18 protein-coding genes are annotated in these 21406 nt (G+C 49.9%); 7 read left to right on the forward strand and 11 right to left on the reverse strand.

The window, feature by feature from the left end; translation table 11 throughout:
• Window positions 1-44 precede the first annotated feature (44 nt).
• Complete coding sequence (locus tag CZ360_RS01115; RefSeq protein WP_077532365.1) at window positions 45-944, forward strand: zinc dependent phospholipase C family protein; 900 nt, start codon at window positions 45-47, stop codon at window positions 942-944.
• A 35-nt stretch (window positions 945-979) separates the two neighbouring features.
• Here the strand turns inward: CZ360_RS01115 and CZ360_RS01120 are convergent, their stop codons facing one another.
• Window positions 980-2239, reverse strand: coding sequence for a chloride channel protein (locus CZ360_RS01120; RefSeq protein WP_077532366.1), 1260 nt, complete (start codon window positions 2237-2239; stop codon window positions 980-982).
• 73 nt (window positions 2240-2312) lie between these two features.
• The gene (locus CZ360_RS01125; RefSeq protein WP_077532367.1) at window positions 2313-3626 is read right to left on the reverse strand and encodes a pyrimidine-nucleoside phosphorylase; all 1314 of its coding nucleotides are present in this window, start codon (window positions 3624-3626) and stop codon (window positions 2313-2315) included.
• 251 nt (window positions 3627-3877) lie between these two features.
• Here CZ360_RS01125 and CZ360_RS01130 point away from each other — a divergent pair, with 251 nt between their 5' ends.
• The 3 genes from CZ360_RS01130 (at window position 3878) to CZ360_RS01140 (ending at window position 6543) form a co-directional block, all read left to right on the forward strand.
• A complete protein-coding gene (locus tag CZ360_RS01130) occupies window positions 3878-4423 on the forward strand; it encodes an NADH peroxidase (protein ID WP_077532368.1) in 546 nt (181 codons plus the stop codon).
• A 223-nt stretch (window positions 4424-4646) separates the two neighbouring features.
• Window positions 4647-5102 carry a MarR family winged helix-turn-helix transcriptional regulator gene (locus tag CZ360_RS01135; RefSeq protein WP_077532369.1) on the forward strand — a complete coding sequence of 152 codons (456 nt, stop codon included), beginning with the start codon at window positions 4647-4649 and terminating at the stop codon, window positions 5100-5102.
• 4 nt (window positions 5103-5106) lie between these two features.
• The gene (locus CZ360_RS01140; protein ID WP_077532370.1) at window positions 5107-6543 is read left to right on the forward strand and encodes an MATE family efflux transporter; all 1437 of its coding nucleotides are present in this window, start codon (window positions 5107-5109) and stop codon (window positions 6541-6543) included.
• On the opposite strand, the gene CZ360_RS01145 is transcribed toward CZ360_RS01140, so the two are convergent.
• Window positions 6508-6744, reverse strand: coding sequence for a hypothetical protein (locus tag CZ360_RS01145; protein WP_077532371.1), 237 nt, complete (start codon window positions 6742-6744; stop codon window positions 6508-6510). The two genes, CZ360_RS01140 and CZ360_RS01145, sit on opposite strands and share 36 nt — an antisense overlap.
• A gap of 346 nt (window positions 6745-7090) precedes the next feature.
• On the opposite strand from CZ360_RS01145, the gene CZ360_RS01150 reads away from it, so the two are divergent.
• A complete protein-coding gene (locus CZ360_RS01150; RefSeq protein WP_077532372.1) occupies window positions 7091-9652 on the forward strand; it encodes a cation-translocating P-type ATPase in 2562 nt (853 codons plus the stop codon).
• Between the two features lie 255 nt (window positions 9653-9907).
• Complete coding sequence (locus CZ360_RS01155; protein ID WP_077532373.1) at window positions 9908-11290, forward strand: MATE family efflux transporter; 1383 nt, start codon at window positions 9908-9910, stop codon at window positions 11288-11290.
• A gap of 84 nt (window positions 11291-11374) precedes the next feature.
• Here the strand turns inward: CZ360_RS01155 and CZ360_RS01160 are convergent, their stop codons facing one another.
• Entirely contained in the window at window positions 11375-12145 is a 771-nt protein-coding gene (locus tag CZ360_RS01160) for a methyltransferase domain-containing protein (protein ID WP_077532374.1), read from the reverse strand.
• Between the two features lie 156 nt (window positions 12146-12301).
• Between CZ360_RS01160 and CZ360_RS01165 the strand changes: the two genes are divergently transcribed.
• Entirely contained in the window at window positions 12302-13165 is an 864-nt protein-coding gene (locus CZ360_RS01165) for an EamA family transporter (RefSeq protein WP_077532375.1), read from the forward strand.
• Window positions 13166-13211: 46 nt separating this feature from the next.
• On the opposite strand, the gene CZ360_RS01170 is transcribed toward CZ360_RS01165, so the two are convergent.
• The 7 genes from CZ360_RS01170 to CZ360_RS01200 all read right to left on the reverse strand — a co-directional run bounded on the left by CZ360_RS01170 (window position 13212) and on the right by CZ360_RS01200 (window position 21377).
• Window positions 13212-14675, reverse strand: coding sequence for an alpha-L-fucosidase (locus tag CZ360_RS01170; RefSeq protein ID WP_077532376.1), 1464 nt, complete (start codon window positions 14673-14675; stop codon window positions 13212-13214).
• A gap of 57 nt (window positions 14676-14732) precedes the next feature.
• On the reverse strand, window positions 14733-15791 hold the full coding sequence (locus CZ360_RS01175) for a galactitol-1-phosphate 5-dehydrogenase (protein WP_077532377.1): 1059 nt from the start codon (window positions 15789-15791) through the stop codon (window positions 14733-14735).
• Window positions 15792-15817: 26 nt separating this feature from the next.
• On the reverse strand, window positions 15818-17344 hold the full coding sequence (xylB, locus tag CZ360_RS01180; protein ID WP_077532884.1) for a xylulokinase: 1527 nt from the start codon (window positions 17342-17344) through the stop codon (window positions 15818-15820).
• Window positions 17345-17362: 18 nt separating this feature from the next.
• Window positions 17363-18406, reverse strand: coding sequence for a LacI family DNA-binding transcriptional regulator (locus CZ360_RS01185; protein WP_077532378.1), 1044 nt, complete (start codon window positions 18404-18406; stop codon window positions 17363-17365).
• A gap of 18 nt (window positions 18407-18424) precedes the next feature.
• Window positions 18425-19273: a class II fructose-1,6-bisphosphate aldolase gene (gene fba / locus CZ360_RS01190; RefSeq protein WP_077532379.1), complete on the reverse strand. Its 849-nt coding sequence runs from the start codon at window positions 19271-19273 to the stop codon at window positions 18425-18427.
• 337 nt (window positions 19274-19610) lie between these two features.
• Window positions 19611-20525: a nucleoside hydrolase gene (locus CZ360_RS01195; RefSeq protein WP_077532380.1), complete on the reverse strand. Its 915-nt coding sequence runs from the start codon at window positions 20523-20525 to the stop codon at window positions 19611-19613.
• Window positions 20526-20555: 30 nt separating this feature from the next.
• Window positions 20556-21377, reverse strand: a complete 822-nt coding sequence (locus CZ360_RS01200; RefSeq protein WP_077532381.1) for a carbohydrate ABC transporter permease — start codon at window positions 21375-21377, stop codon at window positions 20556-20558.
• Window positions 21378-21406 lie beyond the last annotated feature (29 nt).

Raw genomic sequence — 21406 nt, forward strand, 5'->3', positions numbered from 1 at the left:
TTTTGTTATAATGAACCTAGAATAAAAAGAAACGAGGAGATTTTATGCCTGATTTAACCACCCACGCCGTTTTTGCAGAACAGGTACTTAGCCTGACCAAGCCAGCGTTAAAGGCAAAGCTTGAAGCCCGTTCAAAAATATTTGTTTTCGGCGCGCAGGGACCGGATCTGTTTCTGTTCCGGAAAGCGGGAAGGGATTCCCTGGCTGCTTTTGGCGACCGGCTTCACCGTACCAAAATCAGGGAAACTTTCCTTTATATGTCGCAGGTGCTTCCTATCAAAAAAGGAATGGAGCAGGAAGTACTCGCCGCCTATTGCCTGGGATATGTCTGTCACTATTTCCTGGATCGTACTGTGCATCCCTATGTATATGCAGAGGAAAAACGTCTGAGCGCGGTTATGCCAAGCTCTACCCCGAATGAGCTGCATGTTAAGATTGAATCAGAGATTGATACCGCACTCTATCAATATTATCGCAAGCAGCCGATTACTTCCTTTTCTGTCCGGGAGCATATGGGTCTGACACAGGCAGAGCAGTGGATCATCTCCCGGTTCTTCTCCGGCCTGTTAAAAGAGGTCTACCGGGCAGACGTGTCTGCTCTCGAGATTAACCGTGCTGTCTCTGACATGCTCCGGATCAGCTCTCTTCTCTATGATCCTTCCGGCATCCTTTATACTACGGCTGCCATCGCCGGTTCGTTGATCCGTCCGATCCGGGGAAGCATCAACCACATGAAGGCAAAAAAGGTCTGCCGTGATGTTTTAAACTGGCAGCGAACGGCCTGGCAGAATCCGGCACCGCCTGCCCAATCTTCCAATCTGTCTGTAATCGATCTGTTTGAGCAGGCGAAGCAGGAGGTGCTTCCCATTATAGAACAGATCGACAAAACCGGTCTGTTTGAGTTTGATACCAGCCTCGATTTTAGCGGGCGGTATCCGGAATAAAAGCAGGGGCTTCTGTTGGAAAGAAGCCCCTGCTTTTATTTTGCATTCCGGTCGATATAATTTGGATGCAGCTTGGAATAGACAATTTTCTGGCTGGAATAAAGGCTATAGTAGCCGGATAGAAGATAGCTCACTGCACTGGCTATTGCAAACCACAGCAATCCGGTCGTTCCAAACAATTCTATTCCCAGGAACAAAGACGCAACAGGGCAGTTAACCACGCCGCAGAACAGCGCCACCATGCCGAGACAGGCGCCAATCGCCGGATCAAGTCCCAACAGGCCGCCTGCCATATTGCCGAACGCTGCGCCGATGAACAGGGTCGGAACAATCTCCCCGCCTTTAAAGCCGGCGCCCAAAGCAACCGCAGTGAACAAAATTTTCAGGATAAACATCTGAGGCTGCGCTTCTCCCCGCAGGGCGGAAACAATAACATCCAGCCCAGCGCCGCAATAGTCCCTGGACTGAAACACCCAGACCATCAAAATGGTTATGGCCCCGCCTAGGAAAATTCGCATGTAGGGATTTCCGAGCCATTGCTTGCACATCCGGTTTGCCTGATGGAGCGCAATGCAGAACAGAATACTGACAACTGCGCAGCCTGCCGCCAGGGCACAGACCTGCAGAATCGACAGTGCGCTGAGTTCTCCTATTTCCACCTGCGGAAGATCGGTGGGAACCGTGCCAAAATATCGGGTCAGAAGATGCGCAATCACAGAGGATACGATACATGGCAGGAATGCTACATAATACATCACTCCAACACTGACGACCTCCATACTGAAAATCGCCGCCGTTACCGGGGTTCCAAACAGCGCGGAGAATACGGCGCTCATCCCGCACATCGTAATAATATGGAGATCCTTTTCATCCAGCCTGAGAAAACGTCCCAGGAAATGGCCAATGCTGCCTCCGATCTGCAGCGCCGCGCCTTCCCGTCCGACTGAAGCGCCGCAAAGATGGGACAGTACTGTGCTGGCAAAGATCAACGGCGCCATTCTGAGCGGAACCTTCTCCGCCGAACGGATGGACTGGATTACCGTATTGGTTCCGCCGTCATCCAGCATTCCGGCAAGCTGGTAAATCCCAGTAATCGCCAGTCCCGCGACCGGCAAAAGGTACAGCAGCCAACTGTATTCCAGCCGCAGATCAGTTGCGTATTGTACGCAAAGCTGGAAGGCGGTGCCAATCGCCCCGCACACCAGCCCGGTAATCACCGAGCAAACCGTCCATTTTAAAAAAGTCTTAGCATAGACGATCCCCGTATCCCATCTCTGCCGTAAAAAAGGCCCCATTTTGCCTTCCCTTCTTCCCTTGTCCTCTGTACCTATTATATTCTTCGGAAAAAAGGCTGTCAAATCAATACGGTTATAGGCCGGCTTCTGTCAGCTTCGCATAAATCAGCGGTTTCGGCTGCGGAACCTGACCTGAAATAGTTACGGCTGTTTCCATTTTTCGTGAAGCCTCCAGAAACTGCTGCTCAGAAGAGGTGTGGAACATGGCGATGGGTTCCCCTTCTTCCACATAGTCCCCTAGCTTTTTAAGCAGTACGATCCCAGCCCGGAAGTCAATAGTATCTTCCTTGGTTTCACGTCCCGCGCCCAGCATACAGGCTGCGATCCCACAGGCCTCGGTATCAAATCTATCCAGATAGCCGCTCCTTGCAGCGCGGTATGGGCGGATAATCTCCGCCTTCGGGAAAAGGGACAGATCTTCTATATAAGCGGAGTCCCCTCCCTGTGCTTTTACTACTTCTTTCCACTTTTCCAGGGCACGCCCGGACGTCAGCGCCTCCTGTGCCATGGCCCTGCAATCCGTCTCTGTCCCCTTCCCAGCAAGCTCGAGCATCGCTGCCGCCAGCTCCAGGCAGAGTGTCTCCAGGTCATGCGGCCCTTCTCCCCTGAGGGTTTGGGTCGCCTCGATCACTTCCAGCGCGTTGCCGATCGCATTTCCAAGCGGGACATCCATATTGGTAATCAAAGCCGCCGTTTTCCTTCCGGCATTTTTCCCGATGGTGATCATTTCTTTCGCCAGCGCCGCTGCCTCCTCCTTTGTCTTCATAAAGGCGCCGCTGCCGGTTTTTACATCCAGAAGAATTGCATCCGCCCCCGCAGCAATCTTTTTGCTCATAATACTGGAAGCGATCAGGGAAAGATTGTCAACTGTCGCCGTAACATCCCGAAGCGCATAGATTTTTTTATCAGCCGGCGTCAGGTTTCCCGTTTGACCCACCAGACACATGCCGATTTTGTTCGTCTGGGAAATAAACTGCTCCGGGGCAAGCATCGTTTCAAAGCCCGGAATGGATTCCAGCTTGTCGATTGTACCGCCGGTGTGCCCTAACCCGCGTCCGGACATCTTTGCCACCGGGACGCCGCAGGCCGCGACAATCGGCCCGATTACCATAGAGGTCTTGTCTCCTACACCGCCGGTTGAATGCTTATCCACTTTAACTCCCTTGATTCCGGAAAGATCCATCTGATCTCCTGAGGCGGCCATAGAAAGGGTCAGGTCTCTGGTTTCTCTCGGGTTCATCCCATTGAGATAAACCGCCATTAACAACGCTGACATCTGATAGTCGGGGATTTCCCCTCCGGTGTATCCATTTACTGCAAAATCGATCTGCTCCTTTGAAAGCGTCTCTTTTCTCTTTTTTGTTTCAATAATATCGATCATTCTCATCTTTTGTACCGCTCCCTTTCTAAATTTTATTTTCTTTATTTATTATATCATAGAAAGTTAGTCTGTTTAAAAATATTTTTATTTTTTTTGTGATTTGGTCACGATTTATTTACCTTTGCTGCGTTATAATAAAGATAGAATTTTTTTCAAAAAAACTATTGCAATAATTATACTGTTATGGTATAATTAAAAGCGTAGTCAAAAGAAATTTTTCCCAATTAAAAAAGTACAGAAACAGGAGGATAAAAGAGATGAAAAAATTTGTATGTCAGGTTTGCGGTTACGTTTTTGAAGGAGCTGCAGCTCCGGAATTCTGTCCACAGTGCAAGGCTCCGGCAAGTAAATTTGTAGAACGAAAAGAAGGCGAAGTCTCTTATGCGACAGAACACGTTGTTGGAATCGCAAAGGGTGTCGCTGACGATATTATCGAAGGCTTAAACCAGAACTTTACCGGTGAATGCACCGAAGTCGGCATGTATCTTGCTATGAGCAGAGTCGCTGACAGAGAAGGTTATCCGGAGGTCGCGGAAGCATTTAAGAGATATGCTTTTGAAGAGGCAGAGCATGCTGCAAAATTTGCGGAATTGCTCGGTGATGTTTTGACCGACAGCACCAAGAAAAACCTCGAACTCCGCGCTGCTGCTGAGCATGGCGCATGTGAAGGTAAAATGGCTTTGGCAAAACGTGCAAAAGAAGATGGATTGGATGCAATCCACGATACCGTCCACGAAATGGCAAAGGACGAAGCAAGACACGGATGTGGCTTTGTTGGCCTGCTGAAGAGATATTTCGGTTAATCTCTAAAATTAAGAAGCAGAAAGAAATTTTTATAAGACGCTGGACCGGTTCTGTCAGTCCAGCGTCTTTTTATCTGTAAAAGCTGCTTGACAATTTTTGTAATCCATTTTATAATTTTAATTAGAATTCTAATTAATTTGCAGAAATCGTAATATTTCAAGCAAACAGGCAGTTAGAATGGAAAGGATGCCTTGCTCCGCACAGTAAGGCGCAGCTGTAATTATGGAATGTAAACTCGAACGGCTTCTTGGCGTGAAACTGTACGGTTTTTATCTCCACCATCTCTCCCATAAGCTGAAATGCTTTAATGACGAGCAGCTCAGGCCATATGGCATCACCGGCCAACAAGCCAGGGTGTTATCCTATATCGCCTTCCATCAGGAAGACGATTTTTTCTGCCAAAAGCATCTGGAGGAGGAGCTCCACCTAAAGGGATCCTCTGTCACCAGCGTGCTCCATGGCCTGGAACGGGGCGGCTTCATCCGGCGTATTACCGGCGACCGGGATGGACGAACTAAAAAGATGCTGCTGACAGAGAAGGGAGAAAAAACACATAATACCTTCAATCAAATCATTGTAGACGGAGAGCAAAAGCTCATAGAAGGATTAACTCCAGAGGAGCAGGATACCCTCTATTTTCTGCTCAAGAAAATGGCTACAGCGAAAGGAGAAAGATAATATTATGTCAGAAAACACACAAACCGCTCCCATCCAGGAAAATAAAATGGGAGTCATGCCGATTAGGCGTCTATTGATCACAATGTCGCTCCCCATGATGGTTTCCATGCTCATCCAGGCACTTTACAATATTGTGGACAGCGCCTTTGTTGCACAGATCAGCGAAAACGCGCTCACTGCAGTTTCCCTGGCCTTTCCGGTTCAGAACCTGATGATTGCAGTTGCCAGCGGTACCAGCGTCGGGGTAAACGCGCTGCTCTCCAGAAGCCTGGGAGAGAAAAATTATCAGAAGGTAAACCTTTCTGCTACCAACGGCCTTTTTCTCGCGGTATTGGGATACATTGTTTTTGCGGTATTGGGATTTTTCTTTTCTGAATTTTTCTTCCATACGCAGACAAATGATCCTGAAATCGTGCGGTATGGTACGGACTACCTGCTGATCTGCACCGTTGCTTCAATTGGTGTATTTTTACAGGTAATGCTGGAACGGCTGCTGCTGTCTACCGGAAAAACAATCTTTGTGATGATTACCCAAGGGATTGGGGCGATCATCAACATCATATTCGACCCGATTTTAATCTTTGGCCTGTTTGGCTTCCCGGAGCTCGGGGTAAAGGGCGCCGCAATTGCAACCGTTGCCGGACAGATCGTTGCGGCAGCACTCGGCCTCCTGTTCAACCATTTCTGCAATCACGAAATCTCGCTGTCCTTCCGAGGCTTTAAACCAGACCTCAAAACTATTGGGACAATCTACAGCGTCGGTCTTCCTTCCATCATCATGATGTCGGTCGGCTCTGTAATGACATATGGAATGAACAAAATCCTGTTGATGTTCTCCTCGACTGCTGTCAGTGTGTTCGGCGTGTATTTTAAGCTCCAGAGCTTTATCTTTATGCCGGTGTTTGGACTGAATAACGGAATGGTTCCTATTGTCGCTTATAATTACGGCGCAAAAAATCCGAAACGGATGACGGGTACAATCCGTCTGAGCATTATCTATGCCTTTGTTTTAATGTGCATTGGCGTGCTCCTTTTTGAGTGCTTCCCTGCCCAGCTTCTGAGCATCTTCAACGCCTCAGACTACATGCTCCAGATTGGCGTGCCGGCGCTTCGGATCATTGCGATCCATTTCCCGGTCGCTGCTTTCTGTATCATTGTTGGTTCTGTCTTCCAGGCATTAGGCAATGGGATATTCAGCTTGATTATTTCCTTGTGCCGGCAGCTCGGCGCACTGCTCCCGTCGGCCTACCTGCTGGCAGTCTGCTTCGGGCTTGACGCCGTTTGGTTTGCTTTCCTGATTGCCGAACTGGTATCCCTGCTGTGCAGCTCGCTGTTTTTCCGCAGGATTTACAGAACGAAAATCCATCCGCTATATGACAAGACAGAGGCTTCAAAGCCCGCACCATCAGACAATGTAGTCACGGAAGGCACTGTAGACTGAATCATGGTCATCCGTATCCGCTTGAAGAAGGAGCGGATGGCTCAAGTCTAAGCTGCAGATTCCAATGACGGAGGAGGCACGCATGGTGAAATCCTGTCTGCCCTCCTGGGAGATTTCCACCATATATGGAACAGAGTCTACTGCCTGTACAAAATGCTCAATTTCCCGGAAAGACCGCAGGCGGATATTTTGCTGAATCATAAATAATTCACCTCAATTTAAAAATTCTTAGCTTTGCCCAAAGTATGGACGATTATCCTCTTTCTTAGACAAAATCAAAAAGTTTACATTTCATTCATCCATTTTTCTTGACAATTCTTGGTTAATCAGATATCCTTATAGATACAAAAGGGAGTAGCTGGCGGGAATATCCCGTAGTATCCGGCGTCATTTCGATGAGAGTTCTCATCCGCCTTTACTTGAAACGGCAAGACTTTTACGAGAAACAAGATTCTCGTAAAAGTCTTTTTTTATTTTCCCTTTTATCGTATGCCAAACCAAGCGTTTGGGTATAATCCTAACAGGAAAATAAAGGAGTGCGGACAAAATGAAACCACCTTTTCAGGAATCAGCAGAAACCCTTTTCTCAGCCTTAGAGAGCGGATTTCGCGGACTATCCGAGCAGCAGGCGCAAAGCAGGCTGGAGAAATATGGAGAAAATCAGCTTCTTGAAGCAAAACGCAAAGGCGTAATCCGGGTATTTTTAGAGCAATTCGCCGACCTTTTGGTTGTCATCCTGATTGCCGCCAGTATCATTTCCATGCTCACCGGTAACCTGGAGAGCACAATCGTCATTTTATTTGTCATTCTTCTGAATGCAGTGCTGGGAACCGTACAGCATTTTAAAGCGGAAAAATCTCTGCAAAGTCTAAAAACACTTTCATCCCCTCATGCCAAGGTAATTCGAAACGGACAAAAAACCGAAATCCCCGCAGAAAAAATTGTTCCCGGTGATCTGGTTGTACTGGAAGCGGGCGACCTGGTTCCTGCCGATGGACGAATTGTTGAATGTCACTCCCTGCAGGTACAGGAAAGCGCACTGACCGGAGAAGCAGAAAGCGTGGAAAAAACCACCGATTCAATTGAATCCGGCCAGGTAGCTCTGGGCGACCAGGTTAACATGGCCTTTTCAAGCTCGCTCGTCACCTATGGGCGAGCGCTGATGCTGGTTACTGCTACAGGGATGGATACGGAAATCGGGAAGATCGCCAAGCTGATGAATGCGACGCAGGAACGGAAAACCCCGCTTCAGGTCAGCTTAAACGAATTCAGCAAAAAGCTATCTATCCTAATCTTCATTATTTGCGCGCTGGTATTTGCCCTAAGCCTTTTCCGGCAGATGCCAATCCTGGATTCCCTGATGTTTGCAGTCGCTCTCGCAGTTGCCGCCATCCCGGAGGCGCTCTCCTCCATTGTCACGATTTCGCTCGCTATCGGGACTTCCAAAATGGCTAAGGAACATGCGATCATGAAAAAGCTGCAGGCCGTAGAAGGACTTGGCTGCGTTTCAGTCATCTGCTCGGATAAAACAGGCACCCTAACCCAGAACCGAATGACTGTTACAGATCATTTTGTCCTCGATCCATCACAGGAAGAGGGCCTGCTTCTCGCCTGTATTCTCTGCAACGACGGCTCCGTATCGGACGACGCCACAATCGGTGACCCGACGGAGACGGCTCTGATCGACCATTACCGGAAACAGCGTCCGGATTATCCGGCTGTCCTTTCCTCTTTTCCCCGGCTGTCCGAGCTTCCGTTTGATTCCGACCGGAAGCTGATGAGCACCGTCCATTCCATGAACGGGCAGTTGACTATGGTCACTAAAGGCGCGCCGGATGTTCTGCTGGATCGGATCGAATGGGTCACAGAAAACGGGACAGAACGCCGGATTACCGCTGCCGATCAGACGTGTATCCTGGAGCAGAACCGCCGTTTTTCAGAAGACGGATTGCGCGTTCTTTCCTTTGCACAGAAAAAGTTGGATTCTACGGAGGTTTCCAATGAAATGGAAACCGGATATATCTTCCTTGGCCTGATTGCCATGGTCGACCCGCCGCGGGAAGAATCCGCTCAGGCAGTCGCCGACTGCTACTCCGCCGGAATGAAACCAGTGATGATTACCGGAGACCATGTTGCAACCGCCTCTGCCATCGCCAGGAAAATCGGCATTCTGAAAGAGGGAGGCCTTGCTGTCAGCGGGCCTGAGCTCGATCAGATGGATGACGACACCCTCCAGAAAAAGCTTCCCGACATCTCTGTCTACGCCCGGGTTTCCCCGGAGCATAAAATCAGAATTGTCAAGCTCTGGCAGAAGCTTGGAAAAATTGTTGCTATGACCGGAGACGGCGTAAACGACGCCCCGGCGCTGAAGCAGGCAGATATTGGGATTGCAATGGGCATCACCGGAACAGAGGTTTCCAAGGATGCGGCCTCTATGATCCTGACAGACGATAACTTTGCCACCATCATCAAGGCGGTTGGCAACGGACGGAATATCTACGCGAATATCAAAAACGCCATTGGTTTCCTTCTTTCCGGGAACGCGGCTGGAATTCTGACTGTCCTGTTCTGTTCGATTTTCGCCCTGCCAGTGCCTTTCGCGGCTGTACACCTGCTCTTCATTAACCTCCTTACCGACAGCCTGCCGGCCATTGCAGTGAGTATGGAACCGCCTGCCAAGGATCTGCTGGCAGAACCTCCCCGGGACAGCAAGGAGTCCATCCTGAACAAAAAATTCCTGCTGCAGATCAGCGTACAAGGGCTGCTATTTACGATTGCAACGCTGATTGCCTTTTATGTCGGACTATCTGTCAACGCGGCGACTGCAAGTACAATGGCCTTTGCCACCCTTTGCCTGACCAGGCTTTGGCATGGATTTAACGCTCGCGGAAAACATTCCCTGGCAAAGCTGGGGTTACTTTCCAACCCCTACAGCATCGGGGCGTTCTTCCTTGGAGCCGCTCTGCTTGCCCTTGTCCTGCTTTGTCCGCCGTTATATAGCTGGTTTGACATCACTCCGCTCAGCGGGAGCAATCTGCTGGTGATTCTGGTATGCTCCGTTGTCCCCACTATCCTGATCCAGCTTGGCAGGATGCTCCGCAAGCAATAATGCTGTAGGTTCTACTCCAGAACCGGCAGTAATTTCACAATATCAAAAGCGCCTGCTTCTCTTAAGAGAAGCAGGCGCTTTTGATTGCCGGATTTTTTCTATACAGGTTAAACAAGGAAGCCTTGCCAAACCGGTCAACAAATCATAAATATAACAAACTTCAAGGATGTCCTTGCAAAAAAAATGTAATTCTGATAAAATGTACTAATCGTTTGTTGAGAAGAAGCGAAAAAGAAAAGAAAGAAGGGGAAAATAATGGAACAAAATACTTCCACCAAACTAGGAACCGCGCCTATGTTTCCACTGATTATGGGAATGTCGTTCCCCGCCATGCTTTCCATGCTGGTGCAGGCGCTATACAATGTGGTTGACAGCTACTTTGTCGCAAAGGTATCAGAGGCTGCCTTGACCGCTGTTTCACTTGCTTTCCCGCTGCAAACCCTGATGATCTCGGTCGCCTGCGGAACCGCTGTCGGTCTCAATTCCCTCATCTCAAGGCGTCTCGGAGAAGGCCGCCAGAAGGATGCTGACCGCGCTGCAACGCATGGGCTTGTGCTTGGAGTCCTGAGCTGGCTTGTATTCGCCCTGGTTGGGATCCTGGCCACCAGTGCCTTTTTCTCCGTCTTCACTGATGATCCCACCGTCCACAAAATGGGCTGTGATTACACCTATATTGTATTGATTGTCTCAGTCGGGATGTTCGTTGAGATGAATGTTTCCCGTATCCTGATGGCAACCGGGAATATGATTGTGCCAATGATCACCCAGCTTGTCGGCGCTATTACTAATATTATCCTGGACCCGATTATGATCTTCGGTCTGCTCGGTTTCCCAAAATTGGGCGTTGCCGGAGCCGCAGTTGCAACAGTCGGCGGGCAAATTCTTGCTATGATTATTGCATTGATTTTCCTTTTTGCCAAGGATCATGATGTACATATCACCTTCCGCGGCTTCAAGCTGCACTGGCGGACAATCCGGGATATCTATGCGGTTGGCGTACCGTCTATGGTAATGCAGGCGATTGGTTCGGTTATGACCGCCGGAATGAACGCAATCCTGATTTCCTTTAATCAGACCGCAGTCGCATTGTTCGGGATTTACTTTAAGCTCCAGTCCTTTGTCTTTATGCCGGTGTTTGGGCTGAATAACGGCCTGATGCCGATTATTGGCTATAACTTTGGCGCCGGCAACAAAAAGCGCCTCTTAAGCGCCCTGAAAATCGGAACGGTGATCGCCGCTGTCATTATGGCAGCCGGAACGCTCATTTTCTGGCTTTTCCCGGAATGGCTTCTGAGCATCTTTGAAGCCTCCGACCAAATGGTAGAGATTGGGGTTCCTGCACTTCGCAGCATCTCCCTGTGCTTTATCCCGGCCGCGATCGGAATTGTCTGTTCTACCCTCTTTCAGGCTGTCGGAATGGGCGGAAAAAGCCTGTTTGTCTCGGTTCTGAGACAGCTTGTTGTGATTCTTCCCGTCGCTTACCTGCTCTCTAAAATCGGGCTCTTTTATGTCTGGTTCTCCTTCCCAATCGCGGAGACTGTCTCACTGGCAGCCAGCGTGATCTTACTTTTGATGGTTTACCGGCACAAAATCAAAGACCTGGAACCGATTAGCCGCGGTAAAGAGGCTGAATCATAAATAGTTCCCAGCAAAAAACCGGAGAAGCACTGAAAATATGCTTCTCCGGTTTGTCGCCTTCTGTACAAGAGACCGCAAAAATACTTACTTAACCGCCATAAAAAACAACCTTGGAAACGGAAAGATAATTTCTCCGTTTTTCTGCACAGGGTACCGTTTTACCACCTCGTGATATACTTCGCCCTCGAATACAGCCCGATCCTTTTCCTCCAGTGCGGACAAATACGGGCGCAGGCCTGTTCCCCGGTACCAGTCCATAATGCCTTCATGCGAACCCATCCTGTGATAGTACACGGTTCTCCACATGGTAAAGTCCGACGACAGCTCCGACAGCAAATCAAAATAACATTCCGGGGTAAGGGTGTAAAATGTTCGGAGATCGAAAAGCTTATCCGCCCAACGCTGACTTTTTACAATTTCCCGGATAATTTGATGGATTGGCTCATCGAAGTTCATTGGAATCTGTACTGCCAGGATGCCGTTTTCCTTTAACAGACCCATCAAATTTTTTAACACGGCCGGATGGTCTGGAATCCATTGGAGACAGGCGTTCGAAAATATAACGTCAAACGATTCTGTGAAGGAATCCAAGTCCCGGCTCACATCACAGAGCATAAAATCCAGTCCGGGCTGTTCCTTCCTTGCCCGGTCAATCATATCCTGAGAGCTGTCAATCCCCAAAATGTATGCGTCCGGAAAGCGCTCTTTTAAAACGGCAGTACTGTTCCCCGGGCCGCATCCGATATCCATGATTCTTTGCGGGGACTGCATTTCAATTCTTCGTGCCAAATCAATCGCCGGCTGGGTTCTTTCCTTCCGGTATTTCAGATATTGCGCTGCGTTCCATTCAGACATGTTTTTCTTCCCCTTTTATAGCTCCTATTCTACCAGTACTATAACATAAAACCTTTAGAAAAACAACCGAACTGCCATGATCGTCTCTTCTTGCATTTTTTATTGGTTTTGCTACAATATATAATAAGGAAATGATTGGAATGAGAGATGATAGCAATGTGGCTGATATTGGCGCTTGCCTCGGCCTTTTTTGCCGGGCTGACCGCTGTGCTGGCTAAATACGCATTGGATGAGATCCCCTCCCACCTCGCTACCGCAGTGCGGACAACGGTCGTATGGGTCTTCGCATGGGGAATCGTCCTGGCGACTAAGGCCCTGAACGGGATAGCCGTTTTAACCGGAGAAACCTGGATTTTCCTGATCCTGTCTGGACTGGCAACCGGCGGTTCCTGGCTTTTTTACTATAAGGCGCTCCAGAACGGAACCGTCAGCCAAGTCGCCCCGGTAGACAAATCAAGCACGATTTTGACCATTCTGCTGGCCTGGATCTTCTTTTCTGAACCGGTTACTGCCGGGAAGGCGGTTGGGGTGCTCCTGCTCGGCGCCGGCACTTGCCTGATGATTCAAAAGCAGCCAGATTCCTCCCCGTCCGGTGCAAAGCATCGGTGGTTTGCCTATGCCGCCGGCGCAGCAGTATTTGCCGCGCTGTCCGCTCTGTTCGGCAAAATGGGAATCCAGCAGCTTGATTCTAATCTGGGCACTGCGATCCGCACCACTGTTGTCTTGGTACTCGCATGGGGAATGGCAGTCGGCACAGGGCAGCAGAAGCACGCCCGGCAGATTGACCGCAGAAGCTGGATTTTCCTGATCCTGTCCGGGCTGGCAACCGGCGGCTCCTGGCTCTGCTATTACCGCGCCCTGCAGGACGGCCCGGTAAGCGCGGTTGTCCCGATCGATAAGCTCAGCATTCTCTTCACCATTATCCTGTCAGGGATTTTCCTCAGGGAACGGCTCAGCCGAAAGGCCTTGGGCGGGCTGATTCTGCTGGTAGCAGGGACACTTGCAATTGCACTTTTTTAACAAAACAGGCGGCGGAAAGAAATTCTTTCCGCCGCCTGTTCCAATCCTATAGCGTAATCGCCAGGCAGTTCACATAGCCTGTCGGCAGCTTTTGAGGCAGCTTTACAGTCAGCACGCCAAAGGCCTGTTCAAACGGTACTTCACCGAAGCCCAGCAGACGGACAGACTGCACCTTCTCCTCCGGCAGGAGGCTTTTGATAACCGAAACCCGGTTTTCCGGCGCCCTCATCTGGAAGGCATAGACCGTATTTCCTTTCATAGTAAAGCGATAGTCCGAAGCAGACCAATCTACCGCGCTTTCCTGGAAGCCATTGATGACAACCTCGCTGCTTCCCTCCGCATTGACTCTCCATGGGCGGGTACCGTATACCCCTTCCCCGCAAAGAGGGAACCATGTCGCAAGCTCTTCCAGCAGATAGGTAGTCTCCTCGTCGATGGTGCCATCCGGTTTTTGCAGGATATTTAACAGCATCGTACCGTTTTTGGAAATAATATCAACCAGCATTTCAATGATATGGCCTGGCTTTTTAAATTCACAGGTCGCGTCATAGAACCAATTGCCGATACAGGTGTCGGTCTGCCAGGGAGTGGGGAAGACTCCAGGCAGCTGGCTTTTTTCAATGTCAAGCACACCGACCTGATAAATCTCCGGACGGCGGTCTTTCTGAGTATAGACCGCCCTGTTTTCTCCGTACTTCTCAATCGAACGGTTATAGAGATAAGAAACTGCTTCCAGGCCGGGGTGAAACGCCTCTGACTCAGGAGATTCTTCATGAAGCAGGCCAAACGGCAGCGCGCCATCCGAATAAAGCAGATCCGGCTGATAGAGGTCGATCAGCTCCTTCATGACATCCAGCCAATAGCTCCAGAATTTACGGTTCGACGTATACCATACAGGTAAAGGATAGAACGGTTTCGGAAATTCCTCAACATGCTCCTCATTTTCATAATAGAAATCCCGGTATTCCGGATCATTCCCATCATATGGGATATCCTTAAAAGGGCCATAGGTATCATGCCCCTTGTTGACTGCAAACCATGAGAAGGAAGCGCCCAGATGCTCGGTCAGTCCGAATGGGAGCCCATGCTTTTCCGCAGCCTTTTTCCAGAGCCCGCAGATATCCTTTTGCGGCCCGACCTGCATCGAATTAAACCGGTTATACCCGGATGGGTAATTGAAAAAATGGTCATGGTGCATCGCCTGCGCCACAAAATATTTCGCGCCGGCCTTTGTATATAACTCCATTAACGCGTCCGGGTCAAACCGTTCTGCCTTCCACAGCGCACAAAGGTCTTTATATCCGAATTTTGACGGATGCCCGTAATGCCGGAGATGATAATAGTACTGCGGCGTACCCTGGATGTACATAAACCGGGCGTACCAGTCTCCGAACATGGGAACGCTTTGCGGCCCCCAGTGGCTCCAAATCCCGAATTTCGCGTCCCGGAACCAATCTGGGCATTCATACTGCCCAAGCGAGTCAAACGTCGACTCAAATTTTTTCTGCATGGTATTTTTCCCCTTTCTATGCTTTTGCTGCTGTTTTGTTTAAATTGCCGTATGGATTTATTCTGCCGGCTCCTCATTAACCAGCATAATTTTCCCCTTCACCTCGCCCGGAATTTTATAAAGGGCAAACGCTTCATCCGCCCTGCTTAATGGGAAGGTTTTATAGATGAGCGCCGGGTCAAATTTCAGCTGCCCGGTCGCAAAATAATGGGCGGTCAGTTCCCATTCCTTTCCTGGGAAAGGCGCGCTGTAGCTCATCCAGGAGCCGGTCAGCTTAAATTCCTTCCGATTCATGTTTTCCCACTGCTTCGGTGTAAAGGTCAGGTCAACGTGCGGCGTTCCGATAAAGCAGACCTTTGCTTTATTGGCCGCCACGTCAAACGCCATCTGCATGGTGACGGTATTTCCTGCGGTTTCAAAGACAAAGCCATATCCCCTGCCGCCGGTTAACGCCATGGCCTTTTCCATGAAATCAGGTTCAGAGGTATTGATCACTTCATCCGCGCCAAGCTTCTTCGCAAGCTCCAGCCGGGACTGCACGAGATCAAACACTACAACCTTTTTTGCTCCGAAAATCCGCGCCCACTGCGCAGTGAACAATCCGATTGTTCCTCCGCCCAGCACCGCAACATAATCGCCGCCCTGGTAATCATTGCAATAAAGCCCGTGAAGCGCAACCGTAGACGGTTCAAACATCGCCGCCTGCTCATAAGGGATAGACGGGTCATATTTGATTGCGTTTTCTTCCGGCATCACGACATATTCCGCAAAGCTTCCCTGTTCACGCGAGCCAATAAAGCTGTAGTTTTTGCAGAGCGAATAGTTCCCGCTCTGGCAGTCGGCACATTTCATGCAGGGCAGGAGCGGCGCGCCGGAAACGGTATCGCCAACCTGGATATTTTTTACTCCTTCTCCCACTTCGACAACGTCGCCGGAAAATTCATGTCCCAGCACAACTGGATAGAAATGCGCTCCATGATGCAGTACCCGCGGTACATCCGAACCGCAGATTCCAGTTGCCCGAATTCTTACCTTCACCGTACCCGGCGTTACCTCCGGTGTTTTAAAATCATCATACCGGATATCCTCGTTTCCATATAATACTGCTGCCTTCATTTCAACCATTCCTTTCTTCCCAAACACTATCGTTCTGCTTTCTGTCCGCCGCGATGCATTACCGGCCTCAGCGCCTGATACAACGCAAGATAGGTTTCATAGCTGTCTGTGTATCCCTCATGCTCTTCCCAGTTAACGGCATGCTCCCGCTTTACTTGAACAGTCTGCTGTACCGCTTCATCAAAGCCTTTGTAAACCCCGACTCCTACGCCTGCCAGCATAGCCGCGCCCCAGGTCGTCGCTGTATCCGAGGACGGGACAATAATCGGTTTGCCAGTCACGTCCGCTTTCATCTGTGTCCAAATCCGGCTGTTCGCCGCACCGCCCATTGAACGGAGCACCTCAACAGTAACGCCGCATTCCTCCGCGACCTCCAAATTATGGCGCAGTGCAAACGCAACGCCCTCCATTCCGGCTCGGATAAAATGCGCCCTGGTCTTGGCATAATCCAGCCCATAATAAATCCCCTTCGCCTGTCCGTCCCAAATCGGGGAACGCTCTCCGGCCATATAAGGGAGAAATACCACTCCTTCACTTCCCGCAGGGATAGAGGCAGCTTTTTGATCCAGCTCATAAAAGGTATTTGTCCCCTTTTCCTTTGCCAGAAGCCGTTCCTCGGCGCCAAATTCCTGCTCCATCCAGCGCATCACACCGCCTCCGCCGACAGAACCGCCCTGCAGCAGCCACCTGTCCGGCACGACATGATAGCTGAGAATCAACCTGGGATCGGCATGATAGGTATCAATGCAGATGCTCATGCCGCCCGCCTGTCCGCCTTGTTCCTGGGTTTCGCCCCGATTGAGCACTCCGACGCCCAACGCGCCGCAGGCCGCGTCCAGTCCGCCGGCCACCACCGGAATCCCTTCCAATAGCCCGGTCTGTTCTGCCGCCCGTTTGGTAACAGTTCCCACCACATCATGGCAGGCATAAATCTCCGGGAGCTTTTTCGGGTCAATTCCCATTTCCCGGCACATCTCCAGGTTCCAGGCCGCTTTCTTCATATCATAGCACTGCAGGCCGTATCCCTGACATTTGTCCTGGGAAAACACGCCGGTCAGCCTATAAACAATAAAGCTGTTTGCCTGCAGGAACTGCTCTGCCTGCCGATAGACACCGGGGTGATTTTCCCGAAACCACAGAATTTTCGGCAGGGAATATCCCGGCTGTACCGGATTGCCGCAGACCGAAAAAATTTCCTTTTCTCCGATTCTGGCCTTCAGCCTCTCGCAAATTTCTGTGCTGCGGGTATCAAACCAGATCGGCGTATTGCAGAGCGCCTTTCCTTCTCCGTCCATCGGGATGGCAGACCAGCTCTGCCCGTCTACCCCGATTCCGGCTATCTCCCCGGGTGTCACACCGCTCCGGAGGAGCATCTCCCGGATCGCCTTGCACACTGCCTCCCACCACTGCTCCGGATCCTGCTCCGCCCAGCCTTCTCTGGGATAATAAACCGGATATTCCTCGCTTTGCTGCGCGATGACCGCACCGGTCTCATCAAACAGTGCCGCCTTACAGGCCGAGGTTCCAATATCAATCGCTAATAATTTTGGCATGGTGATCACGCTCCACACTTATATTTCTTTTCCTCTGTCACCGTTTGAGGATACAATTTTCTTAACAGAATTCCCTAACTGCAGCGAGGTGGATAGTACTACCTTGCTTCGTTTTTCCGCTTCCTCTGGCTTTGCAAAGCGCTCCAGCAGGATTTCCGCCGTTCGGATGCCCAGTTCCCGAATCGGCTGTTCCACTATGGTCAGCTTGGGATTGACGATCCTGGCAAGCTCCAGGTTGTCAAATCCGATAACAGACACCTGATCCGGTATTTTAATTCCCATCTCATTAAAGAGCAGCATGGTACCCAATGTCATTTCATAGTTGGTGACAAACAACGCGGTCGCCTCCGGTGCACAGGCCAAAAATTCCTCTGCCGCATGGTAACCGCCCTGGAGAGTGTAGTCAGAAAAATGGATCATCGATTCCGAAACCGGCAAATGATGCCGTTCCATCGCCGCACGGTAACCGGCCAGACGCTGCCGGGAAGTATAAATCCCCTTCGGCCCAGCAATAATCCCTATCCTTTGATGTCCCTGCTGAATCAGATAATCGATGCTGTCATAGGAAGCCCGAAAGTTATCAACTGAAACTGAGTCCACCTGTCCGTCCAGCGCTTCAACCAGCCGGTCGATCAGCACTACCGGGATTTCCATCTGAATGGCCGGAAGAATTGATGCTCCATCTCCGGATACCGGCATGACGACAATCCCGTCCACCCGTTTGTTCAGCAAAAACTGCACAGCCTGCTGTTCCAATACCGGGTCTGTCCTGCTGTCGCAGACCAAAACGCCATATCCCCTTTGCCGCAGGATATCCTCCATGGCGGAAATTACTGACGTGATGAATACATTGCTGAGTTCCGGGATTACTATCCCAATTGTCCGGGTATGTCTGGTTTTGAGGCCGCGCGCCACCTCGTTAACGGTAAAATCCAGCTCCCGGATTGCCGCTTCAATTGCAATCCGGTTCTTTTCCCGCACGTTTCCGCCGTTTAAGTATTTTGAAATCGTAGCCAAGCCCAGTCCGGTCCGGTTTGCGATATCTTTCATTGTCGCCGCCATTGATTTTCTCCTCTATCTCTATGCCTTTCCCGCACAGCCGCAGACTGCCATCCGGTTTTTCACCAGCTCTGCCACCCTTTCCCGGCCGACTTTTCCGTAGGCCTTCGGGTCAAAGGTATCCGGCTTTTCTTTCAGCACCTCTTTAATCCCATTAGAATAAGCGATCCGCAGCTCTGTCGCAAAATTCACCTTGCAGATTCCCTCCCGGATACACGCCTGTACCGCTTCGTCGGACAGCCCGGAGGCCCCGTGAAGTACTAACGGAATGGTGACCACGCTCCGGATTTCCTTTAACCGTTCCACATCCAGCTTCGGCTCGCCAGCGTATACCCCATGCGCTGTGCCGATTGCAACCGCCAGCGAAGATACCCCTGTCCGTTCCACAAATTCTTTGGCTTCCATTGGATCCGTATAACCGCCGTTTCCTCCATCCAGGTCGTCCTCTTTCCCGCCTACCTTTCCAAGCTCTGCCTCAACCGGGATTTCATTGGGTTTCGCCATAGAGACGACCCTGCCGGTCACCTCAATATTCCCTTCAAACGGTTCATGGGAGCCGTCGATCATAATCGAGGTATATCCGGCGCGCAGCGCCTGTGCAGCCAGTTCAAAGCTGCTCCCATGATCCAGATGCATCGCGACCGGCACGGATGCCTTCTTTGCAAGCGCCGCAACATTAGCATAATAAAGGTCAACCCCGGCATACCGTACCGTAGACGGCGTTGTCTGAATAATCACCGGCGCTTTCAGTTCCTCTGCCGCGGAAACTACCGCCTGCGCCATTTCCATATTTTCTACATTGAATGCCCCTACTGCATAACCCTCCTTCTGAGCCTTTTGCAGCATACGTTCTGTTGTAACCAGTGGCATTTCTACCCCTCCTTCTGTAATGACCAGTTCAAGAATCAAGCAAAACCGAAACGTTTCGTTATTATTAGAATATCATATTCTCCCTTCAAAGTCAATGCAAAACCTTTGTGAATTCAAAAGAATAAACACAGATTTTCCCACTGATGCCGGGTAAGCAGGAAAGCCCGCAAGACAGGGAAGGTAAAAACATCTTGCTGCGTTTTGTCATTAAAAAGCAAGCTATGAGGATGAGCGTTTCCTCATAGCTTGCCTTATCTGCTCTTAAGTCCTAAAAGAGCTGTTCTATATCGGAGAGAATAAGGAGGACTTCCGTCAAACCTCCGAATATAGGCAAAAATTATTGGTTGGGATAATTAATCGCCAGTTTCGCATAGAGATCCTCCATCGTCATCCGCACATCGACATATTTATAAACACGGATCGGACGATTGTTCTGTTCATGGATATAGAACATTTCATCTGATACCTGCGGAGCCGGGCGCCATTCGTAAGCGTGCTCATGGTCTTCAAGCAGGACAGAAACTGTCGGCTGGTCCCCCAGAACCCAGCCCTCTCCCATTGGGAAGCCCTTGTGATCGGCCCACTCATTGTTAAACTCTACCATCTGATCAAACAGATACCTCCCGATTTTTCCATATGGACGAACCTTGAGCTGCAGCTCCGCCAGAGTAATTTTCACCTGCTTGTATACGTCTTTCGGAACCTGCCATAGATTCAGCTTGGAAGCAAACACAACGTTTGCGGCATTAATATCCTGCATCAGATTAAATTCAAATCCTCCAACCGGCCATTCGCCGCCGCCAATCCAGACGACATTCAACCGTTCCGCAATTCTCGGTTCCGCCAGGTAGGCTGCCGCGAGATCAGTGATTGCGCCCATGAACACCGCAAACAGAGGACGGTCGTCATCCTTCATGGCCTCATCAATGATGAACTGCGCACCCTCAGACATCACCGGAGTTTTCTGATCCGGCATCGCATGCGTTGCGCCATGAAATACTGGGTACTGATCTTGAAGATCCATCAGCTCCAGGATTTTTTTCAGTTCATCATAGCTCATATCCATGGATTTTTCCTGACCCATATCATATCGTTTTTCAAAATGGGCACCGATCAGTCCCTTAACAATCATCTTTTCACTCAAAAGATGGTGAACGATTGCAAACTGGTCATCCGCCTCGTTTTTTGCATCCGTGTCGATAATCAGTCGGATTCTCTTCTGTTCCGGACAGGTAAATTCATAGTTGTTCATGTTGTAATCTCCTTTATATGTAGTTTGATATTATCCTTTGACCGCGCCAGATGTCACACCAGCCACAATATATTTCTGAAGAAAGGTGTAAATCAATACAATTGGGATGACTGTAATGACAATTCCCGCTGTCATCAAGCCATAGTCCATCCCATACTGCCCTTTCAGCTCATTCAGCCCTTGGGACAGCATCTTCAGATTATTGTTCGTGACAATACACAATGGAAGCAGATACTCGTTCCACGCGGTATAACATAGCATTACCGAAGCAGTTGCCAGGCCTGGTTTTACAATCGGAAGCACAATCGTGAAAAATGTTCTGACACGGCTCGCCCCGTCAATTGCCGCAGCCTCCTCCAGTTCCTTTGGAACAGTCAGCATGGAGGTGTATATAATGAAGAAGCTGAACGAGAAATTGACCGCAATATAAACCAGGGTGATCCCCAAACGGCTCTGTGTCAGGTTTAATGTCTGCAAAATTACCTTTTCCGGAATCAGCAGAACATGGGTCGGCACCATCAATCCGAGCGATAGGAACCCATATAGAAAGACACTTTTCCAAATCCTGGCGGAAACATAAGCCGCCATAGAAGCAAAGATGATACAAATCAGCAGCGTCAGCGCCACTGTAATAAATGTGTTAACAAAATACTGCCTAAAGTTTCCAATATCCCACGCCTTGATATAGTTTTCAAAATTCAGACTGTCCGGCAGTCCCAGCGTATTGGTAAATACGGCTGTATTATCCCGGAAAGAGGTATTGAGCACCCACCAAAACGGAAACAGGTTCACCAGAAACAGGATCGATAATACAAAATAAATTGCTGCTTTACAGACTTTTGCCTTATGCACCAGAAAACCTCCCTTCTTTTTTGACGGCT

It is taken from the genome of Massiliimalia massiliensis, from assembly GCF_900155615.1.
In the GTDB taxonomy this organism is placed as follows: domain Bacteria; phylum Bacillota; class Clostridia; order Oscillospirales; family Ruminococcaceae; genus Massiliimalia; species Massiliimalia massiliensis.

What these genes read in the sequence shown, in the direction of transcription:
- CZ360_RS01185 (WP_077532378.1), bottom strand. Translation starts at nt 18,406, where the DNA reads ATGGCGGCGACAATGAAAGATATCGCAAACCGGACCGGACTGGGCTTG.
- CZ360_RS01135 (WP_077532369.1), top strand. Translation starts at nt 4,647, where the DNA reads ATGGAATGTAAACTCGAACGGCTTCTTGGCGTGAAACTGTACGGTTTT.
- CZ360_RS01175 (WP_077532377.1), bottom strand. Translation starts at nt 15,791, where the DNA reads ATGAAGGCAGCAGTATTATATGGAAACGAGGATATCCGGTATGATGAT.
- CZ360_RS01155 (WP_077532373.1), top strand. Translation starts at nt 9,908, where the DNA reads ATGGAACAAAATACTTCCACCAAACTAGGAACCGCGCCTATGTTTCCA.
- CZ360_RS01160 (WP_077532374.1), bottom strand. Translation starts at nt 12,145, where the DNA reads ATGTCTGAATGGAACGCAGCGCAATATCTGAAATACCGGAAGGAAAGA.
- xylB (WP_077532884.1), bottom strand. Translation starts at nt 17,344, where the DNA reads ATGCCAAAATTATTAGCGATTGATATTGGAACCTCGGCCTGTAAGGCG.
- CZ360_RS01130 (WP_077532368.1), top strand. Translation starts at nt 3,878, where the DNA reads ATGAAAAAATTTGTATGTCAGGTTTGCGGTTACGTTTTTGAAGGAGCT.
- CZ360_RS01195 (WP_077532380.1), bottom strand. Translation starts at nt 20,525, where the DNA reads ATGAACAACTATGAATTTACCTGTCCGGAACAGAAGAGAATCCGACTG.
- CZ360_RS01170 (WP_077532376.1), bottom strand. Translation starts at nt 14,675, where the DNA reads ATGCAGAAAAAATTTGAGTCGACGTTTGACTCGCTTGGGCAGTATGAA.
- CZ360_RS01115 (WP_077532365.1), top strand. Translation starts at nt 45, where the DNA reads ATGCCTGATTTAACCACCCACGCCGTTTTTGCAGAACAGGTACTTAGC.
- fba (WP_077532379.1), bottom strand. Translation starts at nt 19,273, where the DNA reads ATGCCACTGGTTACAACAGAACGTATGCTGCAAAAGGCTCAGAAGGAG.
- CZ360_RS01125 (WP_077532367.1), bottom strand. Translation starts at nt 3,626, where the DNA reads ATGAGAATGATCGATATTATTGAAACAAAAAAGAGAAAAGAGACGCTT.
- CZ360_RS01140 (WP_077532370.1), top strand. Translation starts at nt 5,107, where the DNA reads ATGTCAGAAAACACACAAACCGCTCCCATCCAGGAAAATAAAATGGGA.
- CZ360_RS01150 (WP_077532372.1), top strand. Translation starts at nt 7,091, where the DNA reads ATGAAACCACCTTTTCAGGAATCAGCAGAAACCCTTTTCTCAGCCTTA.
- CZ360_RS01145 (WP_077532371.1), bottom strand. Translation starts at nt 6,744, where the DNA reads ATGATTCAGCAAAATATCCGCCTGCGGTCTTTCCGGGAAATTGAGCAT.
- CZ360_RS01120 (WP_077532366.1), bottom strand. Translation starts at nt 2,239, where the DNA reads ATGGGGCCTTTTTTACGGCAGAGATGGGATACGGGGATCGTCTATGCT.
- CZ360_RS01165 (WP_077532375.1), top strand. Translation starts at nt 12,302, where the DNA reads ATGTGGCTGATATTGGCGCTTGCCTCGGCCTTTTTTGCCGGGCTGACC.